General features: G+C 69.6%; 12 protein-coding genes. 8 read left to right on the forward strand and 4 right to left on the reverse strand.

The window, feature by feature from the left end; genetic code table 11:
• The coding region (locus Q0C81_RS11965; protein WP_291838026.1) for an ABC transporter ATP-binding protein at positions 1-724 on the forward strand (724 nt) is incomplete at its 5' end.
• A 2-nt stretch (positions 725-726) separates the two neighbouring features.
• Here the strand turns inward: Q0C81_RS11965 and Q0C81_RS11970 are convergent.
• Positions 727-1,128: a Tat pathway signal protein gene (locus Q0C81_RS11970; protein ID WP_291838028.1), complete on the reverse strand. Its 402-nt coding sequence runs from the start codon at positions 1,126-1,128 to the stop codon at positions 727-729.
• Positions 1,129-1,186: 58 nt separating this feature from the next.
• Here Q0C81_RS11970 and Q0C81_RS11975 point away from each other — a divergent pair, with 58 nt between their 5' ends.
• Both Q0C81_RS11975 and Q0C81_RS11980 read left to right on the forward strand, forming a co-directional pair.
• Complete coding sequence (locus Q0C81_RS11975) at positions 1,187-1,819, forward strand: alpha-ketoglutarate-dependent dioxygenase AlkB (protein WP_291838030.1); 633 nt, start codon at positions 1,187-1,189, stop codon at positions 1,817-1,819.
• Between the two features lie 58 nt (positions 1,820-1,877).
• Positions 1,878-2,780 (forward strand): dienelactone hydrolase family protein, encoded by a 903-nt coding sequence (locus Q0C81_RS11980; RefSeq protein ID WP_291838032.1) that lies wholly within the window; start codon positions 1,878-1,880, stop codon positions 2,778-2,780.
• On the opposite strand, the gene grpE is transcribed toward Q0C81_RS11980, so the two are convergent.
• The 3 genes from grpE to Q0C81_RS11995 are packed head-to-tail and all read right to left on the reverse strand — an operon-like array spanning position 2,777 to position 5,030.
• Positions 2,777-3,397 (reverse strand): nucleotide exchange factor GrpE, encoded by a 621-nt coding sequence (gene grpE / locus Q0C81_RS11985; protein WP_291838034.1) that lies wholly within the window; start codon positions 3,395-3,397, stop codon positions 2,777-2,779. The genes Q0C81_RS11980 and grpE overlap by 4 nt on opposite strands.
• Positions 3,394-4,482, reverse strand: coding sequence for a heat-inducible transcriptional repressor HrcA (hrcA, locus tag Q0C81_RS11990; RefSeq protein WP_291838036.1), 1,089 nt, complete (start codon positions 4,480-4,482; stop codon positions 3,394-3,396). Before hrcA ends, grpE begins: the two co-directional genes overlap by 4 nt.
• Positions 4,479-5,030, reverse strand: coding sequence for a GNAT family N-acetyltransferase (locus tag Q0C81_RS11995; RefSeq protein ID WP_291838039.1), 552 nt, complete (start codon positions 5,028-5,030; stop codon positions 4,479-4,481). The genes hrcA and Q0C81_RS11995 overlap by 4 nt, the downstream gene beginning before the upstream one ends.
• 46 nt (positions 5,031-5,076) lie before the next feature.
• Here Q0C81_RS11995 and rph point away from each other — a divergent pair, with 46 nt between their 5' ends.
• The 5 genes from rph to Q0C81_RS12020 all read left to right on the forward strand — a co-directional run.
• Positions 5,077-5,802, forward strand: coding sequence for a ribonuclease PH (rph, locus tag Q0C81_RS12000; protein WP_291838041.1), 726 nt, complete (start codon positions 5,077-5,079; stop codon positions 5,800-5,802).
• Positions 5,803-5,882: 80 nt separating this feature from the next.
• Entirely contained in the window at positions 5,883-6,248 is a 366-nt protein-coding gene (locus Q0C81_RS12005) for a hypothetical protein (RefSeq protein ID WP_291838043.1), read from the forward strand.
• 34 nt (positions 6,249-6,282) lie between these two features.
• Complete coding sequence (locus tag Q0C81_RS12010) at positions 6,283-7,392, forward strand: acyltransferase (protein ID WP_291838045.1); 1,110 nt, start codon at positions 6,283-6,285, stop codon at positions 7,390-7,392.
• Positions 7,393-7,461: 69 nt separating this feature from the next.
• A complete protein-coding gene (locus Q0C81_RS12015) occupies positions 7,462-7,989 on the forward strand; it encodes a CHAP domain-containing protein (RefSeq protein WP_291838047.1) in 528 nt (175 codons plus the stop codon).
• Positions 7,990-8,019: 30 nt separating this feature from the next.
• A partial coding sequence (locus Q0C81_RS12020) for a CorA family divalent cation transporter (protein ID WP_291838049.1) occupies positions 8,020-8,846 on the forward strand: 827 nt, incomplete at its 3' end.

Consider the following 8,846-nt stretch of genomic DNA (forward strand, 5'->3'; position numbering starts at 1 on the left):
GCCGCGCGACGCCCGCGCCGCCCTGGGCGTCGTGCCGCAGGAGATCGTCGCCGACGTCTTCTTCACCCCCAGGGAGGCGCTGGAGGTTCAGGCCGGCTTCTACGGCGTGCCGGCCAATGAGCGGCGCTCGGACGAGCTGCTGGCCGCGTTGGGCCTGTCGGACAAGGCCAACGCCTACGTCCGCGCCCTCAGCGGCGGCATGAAGCGCCGCCTGATGGTGGCAAAGGCGCTGGTGCACAATCCGCCGATCCTGATCCTCGACGAGCCGACCGCCGGGGTCGATGTCGAGCTGCGCCGCCAGCTTTGGGAATACGTCCGAAAGATCAACGCCGAGGGCGTGACCATCCTGCTGACCACCCACTATCTGGAGGAGGCGCAGGAGCTCTGCGACACCATCGCCATCATGAACCGGGGCGAGGTGGTGGCCTGCGAACCGACGCCGCAACTGCTGCGCCGCCTCGACACCCGCAACGTCGTCGTGACTCCCGAGGGCGAGCTGACCGCCCTGCCGACGGTCAAGGGCTTCGATGTCGTGCCGCGTCCGAACGGCGCCTTCGCCATCAGCTACAAGAAGGGCCAGTCGTCGGTGGAGCAGGTCCTGGCCGCCGTCCGCGCCGCAGGGGTGACCATCGCCGACATCTCGACCGAGGACCCCGACCTGGAAGATGTCTTCCTGGCGCTGACCTACGGCGATGCGAGCCAGGTGAGTCCGACGAAGGACTGAGGCTAGACCACCATCACCGTGCCGATCAGCAGGCGCGCGCCGGCGCGGCCCATGACGGTGTTGGTGGCGGTCTGGAGCTGGGCGACCAGCCGTTCGATGTCGGGCGGAGCGCCCGGCAGCAGGACCGCGGCGCTCTGCTGCACCACCTGGGCGTAGGCGGCGCGCAGGCGCGGGGCCGACTGCGCCACGCGGGCGCGCAGGGCCGCGTCCGGCGTATCCACCCCGATCTCGACCGTCATGACGCCCAGGCTTCCGCCGGGGCGGCGCACATTGCCCGTCACCGTCGGCAGGCCGAGATAGCTGGCCTGCGACGAACTTCCACCCCCGCCCGACGAGGCGGCGGCGGGCGTGGCGGCGGCAGCGGTGGCGATGGCCGCGAGGCCGAGAATAGCGCGACGTTCCATGCGCTCTCCATAGCGGACACCGCTTAACATTCCCCTGAGCCCGGCCTACCTCGGAGTCATGAGCCCGCGCGAGATCGACACCGGACTGGACGGCTTCCGCTGGTGGCCTGGGGTGCTGGACGCCAAGGCGCAGGCCGCCCTGCTGACCGAGGTGATGGCGGCGGTGGACGACAGCCCCTTCTATCGGCCGGTCACACCGGGCGGACGGCCCTTCTCGGTGCGGATGACCAACCTGGGGCCGCTGGGCTGGGTGTCGGACCGGAACGGCTATCGCTACCAGGCGACCCATCCGGAGACCGGCGCGCCGTGGGCGCCGATCCCGCAAACCCTGCTGGACCTGTGGCGCGCCCTGACCGGCTGGCCCGAGCCGCCCGACGCCTGTCTGGTCAACATGTATCGGGACGGTGCGAAGATGGGCCTGCATCAGGATCGGGACGAGGCCGATCTGAATGCGCCGGTGCTGTCCGTTTCGCTGGGCGACACGGCGATCTTCCGGGTCGGCCCGGCCGGCGGCGGGCCGACCCGGTCCATCCGGCTGGCCTCGGGGGATGTCTGCGCCCTGACCGGGCCCGCGCGGCTGGCGCGGCACGGGATCGACCGGCTGCTGCCCGGCTCGTCGAGCCTGATTCCGGGCGGCGGGCGCATCAACCTGACCCTGCGCCGGGCGGGTCCGTCTTCACGGCAATCGTGACTCGACGCTGGCGGGCGCCGCCGCCACTGTCCCGCCTCCCACAGCCCGGAGCCCGCCCATGTCGCTGATCCGTCCCGAAGGCCCGCAGGCCGATGATGTGATCCTGAGCCGCCGGACGTTGGGCGCCGGAACGCTGGGCGGCCTGTTCTTCGCCGGCTATGCACCCGCGGCCCTGGCGGCCCAGGCCAGTCCGGTGACGACCGACGGCGCGGGCCTGTCGCAGGGCGAGGTCAGCTTCCCGGCCCCCGACGGCTTCCAGCTGCCCGCCTTCGTCGCCCGCCCGGACGGCGACGGCCCCTTCCCGGTGGTGATCGTCGTCTCCGAGATCTTCGGCGTGCACGAATACATCCGCGACATCTGCCGCCGCCTGGCCAAGGCCGGCTATGCGGCGGTCGCCCCGGCCTTCTTCAACAGGGTCGAGGACCCGGCGCCCCTGTCCGACATGCAGCGGATCCAGCAGATCGTCGGCGCCGCCGGCTATGAGCAGGTGATGGGCGACGTCTCGGCCACCCTGGACTGGGTCAGCCAGCAGCTCTGGGCCAACGGCGACAGGATCGGCATCACCGGCTGGTGCTGGGGCGGCAAGGTGGTGTGGCAGGCCTGCGCCCGCTTCGCCGTGCTGGACGCCGGCGTCGCCTGGTACGGTCGCCTGGCCCCGGCGGCCACCGCCACCCCGGAACAGGTCAGCAGCGGCCAGCCGTGGCCGGTCGACCTGGCCGACGACCTGAAATGCCCGGTGCTGGGCCTGTACGGCGCGGAAGACCGCGGCATCCCCCTGCCCAGCGTCGAAGCCATGCGCAGCGCCCTGGCCCGCGCGGGCCAGACCTCCAGCGAGATCGTCATCTATCCGGGCGCCCCGCACGGCTTCCACGCCGACTATCGCGACAGTTACCGCGCCGCGGACGCCGCCGACGGGTGGGGCAAGCTGCTGGCCTTCTTCGGCGCGCGGCTGAAGGCCTAGGCCTTGCCGTCGAAATTCCCGCCGGTGGCCTGGGCGGCGGCGTAGGCCGCATTGCCCGCCGCGGCGCCGGAGCCCTTGGCGGCGACCACCACCATGGCCGGACGCACGGTGCGGCCGAACAGGGCGTAGCCGGCCTGCAGGGTCTGCAGCACCTGGCCGCCCTGAACCGTGTCGGAAGGCTGTTCCATCATCGCCTGATGCAGGTGCGGATCGAAGGCCTCGCCCGGCTCCGGCGCGACGCGCTTGAGGTTGTTGGCCTCGAAGGCCGACAGCAGGGCCTTCTGGGTCAGCTCCAGACCGGTGACCAGACCGGCCTCGCCGGCGTTGGCGTCCTTGGGCGCGGCCTGGATGGCGCGCTCCAGGTTGTCGGCCACGACCAGAAGGTCGCGCGCGAATTTCTGAATGGCGTAGGCGCGGGCGTCGTTGTTCTGCGTCTCGGCCCGGCGCTTGACGTTCTCGGTCTCCGCGACGGCGCGCAGGGCGCGGTCCTTCCACTGGTCGCGCTCGGCGATGACGGCGTCCAGCGGAGCCAGATCGTCCTCGCCGTCAAAGCCTGCGGCCTCGCCGAGGTCGGCGTCCAGCTCGGTTTCGGGATCGTAGTCGGGGGTATCGTTCACGTGTCTTGTCCGTCCAGCATCCGGCCCAGCACCCTGGCGGTATAGTCCACCAACGGGATCACACGGGCGTAGTTCAGTCGCGCGGGGCCGATGACGCCGATGGCGCCGAGAACCCGCTGTCGGCCGCTCATATAGGGCGCCGCGATCACGGCGGAACCCGAAAGTGAGAATAGTCGCGTCTCGGCGCCGATGAAGATGCGCACGCCCTGGGCCGTGGACACCCCGTCCAGCAGGCCGATCAGCTGTTCCTTCTGCTCCAGATCGTCGAACAGGATCCGGACCTTTTCCAGGTCCTCCATGGCTCCCGCGTCCTGCAGCAGGTTGGCGCGGCCGCGCACGATCAGGGCCCGCTCGCGCTCCGCCCCGCCGGACCAGGCGGCCAGACCGTCCTCGACCAGCCGTGCCGCGGTCTCGTCCAGTTCGCGCCGGGCGGCGTCCAGTTCGGTGCGCATTTCGGTGCGCGCCTCGTGCAGCGGGCGGCCCTTGAGCCGGGCGTTGAGGAAGTTCGACGCCTCCTGCAGCGTCGAGGGCGTGACCCCGGCCTTGAGCGGCATCAGCCGGTTCTCGACCGAGCCGTCGTCGCCGACCAGCACCGCCAGGGCCTGATCGCGGCCCAGGGCCACGAACTCCACATGCTTGACCCCGGCGTCGCGCACCGGGCTGGCCACGATGCTGGCTCCGCCCGCCAGGCCGGACAGCAGGGAAGACGCCTCGTTCAGCGCCTCGTCGAAATTCCGCCCCCGGCCCGCCAGCCTTCCGTCGATCTCGCGCCGCTCTTCCGTGGAGATGTCGCCGATCTCCAGCAGGCCGTCGACGAACAGGCGCAGGCCCGCATGGGTCGGGATGCGTCCCGCCGAGGTGTGCGGCGAGCCCAGCAGCCCGGCCAGGGTCAGGTCCTGCATGGTGTTGCGGATGGAGGCTGGCGACAGGCTGACCCCGCTCATCGACAGGGTCCGCGATCCGACGGGCTCCCCCGTCTGCAGATAGCTTTCGACGATGCGCCGGAAGATATCGCGCGCGCGCTGGTCCAGCCCGGCTAGGCCGCTCGGCTCCAGCGCCGTGGAGGTCAACAGAGGGGGGTTCATGCCCGCGTCTCCCACGCCCCGCGCTCCAGACGCATGATCAGGCAGTCGTCTTCGTGGAACATCCGCCGTTCGACGACAGCAAAGCCCAGGCGCAGGTAGAAGCGGTGAGCGTCCGTATTGGTGTTCAGCGGATCGATGACGATGGCCGTGACCGCCGGATCGGCGAAGGCGTCGTCGATCGCCAGGGTCATCATCTGCGTGCCGTAGCCTCGGTTCAGGGCGTCCTTCGGCCCGATCCAGATGTCCATGGCCCGCAGGTTCGGCTCGATCTCGCCCCAGTAGTGGGTCGGTTCCAGATGCGGGTCGCAGACCTGCATGACGCCGACGGGACGGCCGTCCACCTCGGCGATGACATGGAAGCTGACGGCGGACCCGGCCTGGATCTCCTCGATCCAGTCCTGACCGCCGAAGGCGACCTCGGCGTCGGCGTCGTCGATGGAACAGGCGATCACATGCGGCTCGCGATCCCACAGCGCCAGCATCGGCGCGTCGGCAACCGTCGCGGGACGCAGGCGCACCAGACCGGGCGTGGAGGGGGACAGGCTCATGGTTTCAGGATAAGCAGCGCCGCGACGGCTTCCAAGGACCATGACCATGACGACACCCCGCCCCTCCGACCGCACCCCCGAACAACTGCGCAAGGTGACGCTGGAGACCGGGGTGAACCGCTACGCCGAGGGCTCCTGCCTGGTCACTTTCGGCCATACCAAGGTGCTGGTGACGGCTTCGGTCGAGGAGAACGTGCCCGGCTGGATGCGCGGCAAGGGTCAGGGATGGGTGACGGCCGAATACGGCATGCTGCCCCGCGCCACTCACACCCGCGGCCGCCGCGAGGCCGCCGCGGGCAAGCAGACCGGCCGGACGCAGGAAATCCAGCGCCTGATCGGACGGTCCCTGCGCGCCGTGGTCGATCTGAAGGCGCTGGGCGAACGTCAGGTGGTGCTGGACTGCGACGTGGTCCAGGCCGACGGCGGCACCCGCACCGCCGCCATCACCGGCGCCTGGGTCGCGATGGCCAGCGCGTTCGACTATCTGCGCGCCGAGGGCGTGATGAAGACCGATCCGATCCTGGACCAGGTCGCCGCCGTCTCGTGCGGCGTGTGCAACGACCAGCCGGTGCTGGACCTCGACTACGAAGAGGATTCCACCGCCGAGGCCGACAGCAATTTCGTCCTGACCGGCTCGGGCACGATCGTCGAGATTCAGGCCACCGGCGAAAAGCGCGGCTTCACCCGCGCCGAATTCGACCGCCTGTTCCAGCTGGCCGACGGCGGCTGCGCCGAGCTGTTCGCCCTGCAACGGGCCGCGCTGGGCCGGTAAGCTTCGCCTTACAGGCGCTCGGGGTTTCATCGTTCGTCGAAAGCAGGCATCGTCATTTCACAACGTCCGGGGAGATGACGATGCGCCTGCCGATCCTGCTGACAGCCGCCCTTTTGCTGGTTTCCGCCTGCGACCAGCAGGCCGCGCCCAAGGGGCCCGACGCCGCCGCGCCCGCCGCTGAAGCGACGCCGGATCCGGTCATGCCGGCCGACGCCCCGCCGCAGGAAGAAGCGATCGCGCCCGTCGAGGCGTCCTCGACCTCGTGCACGCTCGACCAGGGGTCGGACGGGGCGATGGAACTGGTCCGCCGCTGCATGGCCGTCAGCACCGCCAGCCATCCGCCGTGCAACCCGGAAAACCCCTGCCAGCTGATCCAGGACGAGATCGACCGCGCCTGCGCCGCCTACAAGCCGGGCGAGACCAAGCCGGCGGAGTGCGCCGCTTAACGGTTTACAGACGTCAGGGTTGTACGGTGGCGGAATGACCTCCGCCGCCACACCCGCCGATCTTCGCGCCCTGACCACCCTGCGCTTCCTCGCGGCGGCGTGGGTGGTGCTCTACACGGCCTGGCCGCACCTGAACGTCGGCTTCACGCCGGTGGCGGTGACCAAGGGCTATCTGGGGGTCGAGGTCTTCTTCGTCCTGTCGGGCTTCATCCTCAGCCACGTCTATCTCGAGGCGGCGGGCGAAAAGCGCTATTCGTACAAGGGCTTCCTGTGGGCCCGGATCGCGCGGGTCTATCCACTGCATCTAGTGACGCTGGCGGGCATGGCCGTGCTGGGCGTCGGTGCGGTGGTCGCGGGGCTGTCCGTCAGCGACAGCCTGACCGACTGGCGCGCCCTGCCCGCCCACCTGACCCTGACCCATGCCTGGGGTCTGGCCCCGTCATCAGCCTTCAACCACCCCTCGTGGTCGATCTCTGCGGAATGGTTCGCCTATCTGAGCTTCCCGGCCTTCGCCTTCGTGGCCTGGCGACTGCGGAACCGGCCGGTGCTGGCCACCGTCCTGGCCGCCGCCGTGGCGCTGGGGATCTACGCCGCCTTCCAGCCCCTCGCCGGCTTCTCCCTGACCGAGGCGACCTTCCGCTGGGGCGCGCTGCGCATCGTGCCGTGCTTCCTGCTGGGCTGCGCCCTGTACCTGGTCTACCGCCGCGCCCCGATCCCCTTCGCCGGGCCGGTCGCCCTGCTGAGCGGCGCGGGCGTGCTGATCAGCGCCTCGCTGGGCCTCTGGGACCCGATCACGGTCCTGTTCGCGGGCGGTCTGATCCTGGGCCTGGGCTCGATGACGAACGAACGCGCGGGGCCGCTGGCCTCGAAGGCCGGCGTCTATCTCGGCGAGATCAGCTACTCGATCTACATGGTCTGCGCGCCGGTCCTGCTGGTCATGACCAACGTCGCCGCCCGCCTGACCGGAGCCGACGACAAGCGCTTTCACATCATTGTGTGGCTGGGGATTGTCGCGGCCATTCCGGTGGCCGCCATGCTGACCTACCACCTCGTCGAACGCCCGGCCCGTAAGGCTTTGCGGCGGTTGGCGGACCGAAACGGCTCAGGTCAAGCCGCGACGAAAGCGCACACCCGACTCGCCTGAAAGGGGTCTTCAACCCTCCGGAACTATCCGTTACGGGTTGTTTCAGCGGCAGTCGGGAAAAGCCACAGCATGATCAAACGGCTCACAGCCGTCGCAGTTGCGACGACCCTCGGGATTTTTGCGCTGGGCGTCGCGCCCGCTCCCGCAAAGGCCGATGAGCCGTACTGGCAGTGCGTGACCTTCGCCCGCATGTTCTCGGGCATCCAGATCTTCGGCGACGCCGTGACCTGGTGGCGTCAGGCCCAGGGCCGCTTCACCACCGGCCATCGTCCGCAGACCGGTTCGGTTCTCGCCTTCGAAGCCAACGGCCGCATGAACCGCGGCCACGTCGCCGTCGTCTCGGAAGTGTTGACCGACCGCGTCATCCGCGTGACCCACGCCAACTGGGGCGGAAGCCGTGGCAAGGTCGAGGAAAACGTCACCGTCGTGGACGTCTCGAACAGCAACGATTGGACGGCGGTCAAGGTCTGGTACAACCCGATCCATGACCTCGGCACGACCGTCTACCCGACCCATGGCTTCATCTACCAGCAGGCCCCGCAGGCCGCCGGTGTGCAGATGGCTTCGGTCCAGCCGGTCGGCCCCGGCCAGCATTGAGGGTTCGGCCTCGTCGACGGGGCCTTCCGCATGATCCGTCTCTATCGCTCGACAGGCTCGGCCTGCGAGGACGTGCAGCTTGAGGCCGGCGCCCTGAAGCTGGGGCCGAACGTGCTGTGGATCGACCTGATCAACCCGACGCGCGAGGAAGACGCCGCCGTCGAAGCCGCCCTGGGCGTCTCCGTGCCCACGCGCGAAGAGATGCAGGAGCTGGAGGCGTCCAGCCGCGTCTATCGCGAGAACGGGGCCACCTATCTGACCGCAGACATCATCACCCGGGGCGACGAGGACATCCCGGGCATCGAGCCGGTGACGTTCGTCCTGACCACCGGCCCGCTGATCACCATCCGCTATGTGGACCCCAAGCCGTTCACGATGCTGCTGGAGAAGCTGGAGCGCGAGCCCGGCCTCTGCGCCTCGGGCGCGGAACTGTTCCTGCACCTGATGGAGCTGGTGGTCGACCGCGCCTCGGACATCCTGTCCCGGACCGTGACGCGGGTCGAAGGCATCGCCAGCCACGTCTTCTCGGGCGGCAAGACGGTCGGCTTCGAGAAGCTGATCGGCAAGTTGGGCCGGGCCCAGATCGCCAACGCCCGCATCGAGCAGAGCCTGGCCGGCCTGACCCGGGTCTTCGCCTTCGTGGCCATCGACGAACGGATCGACAGCGGCGAGGCCCGCGCCCACCTGCGCTCGCTCAGCCGCGATGTGGAAAGCCTGACCGCGCATAACCAATCGGTCGCGGCCTCGATCAATTTCCAGCTCTCGGCCGCGCTGGGCCTGATCAACATCGAGCAGTCGTCGATCATCAAGATCTTCTCGGTGGCCTCGGTCGCCTTCCTGCCGCCGACGCTGATCGC

Source organism: Brevundimonas sp. (assembly GCF_023259385.1).
In the GTDB taxonomy this organism is placed as follows: domain Bacteria; phylum Pseudomonadota; class Alphaproteobacteria; order Caulobacterales; family Caulobacteraceae; genus Brevundimonas.

Coding starts and splice junctions, on each gene's coding strand:
- hrcA (WP_291838036.1), bottom strand. CDS start 4,482: ATGAACCCCCCTCTGTTGACCTCCACGGCGCTGGAGCCGAGCGGCCTA.
- rph (WP_291838041.1), top strand. CDS start 5,077: ATGACGACACCCCGCCCCTCCGACCGCACCCCCGAACAACTGCGCAAG.
- Q0C81_RS11980 (WP_291838032.1), top strand. CDS start 1,878: ATGTCGCTGATCCGTCCCGAAGGCCCGCAGGCCGATGATGTGATCCTG.
- Q0C81_RS12005 (WP_291838043.1), top strand. CDS start 5,883: ATGCGCCTGCCGATCCTGCTGACAGCCGCCCTTTTGCTGGTTTCCGCC.
- Q0C81_RS12010 (WP_291838045.1), top strand. CDS start 6,283: ATGACCTCCGCCGCCACACCCGCCGATCTTCGCGCCCTGACCACCCTG.
- Q0C81_RS11975 (WP_291838030.1), top strand. CDS start 1,187: ATGAGCCCGCGCGAGATCGACACCGGACTGGACGGCTTCCGCTGGTGG.
- Q0C81_RS11995 (WP_291838039.1), bottom strand. CDS start 5,030: ATGAGCCTGTCCCCCTCCACGCCCGGTCTGGTGCGCCTGCGTCCCGCG.
- Q0C81_RS12015 (WP_291838047.1), top strand. CDS start 7,462: ATGATCAAACGGCTCACAGCCGTCGCAGTTGCGACGACCCTCGGGATT.
- Q0C81_RS11970 (WP_291838028.1), bottom strand. CDS start 1,128: ATGGAACGTCGCGCTATTCTCGGCCTCGCGGCCATCGCCACCGCTGCC.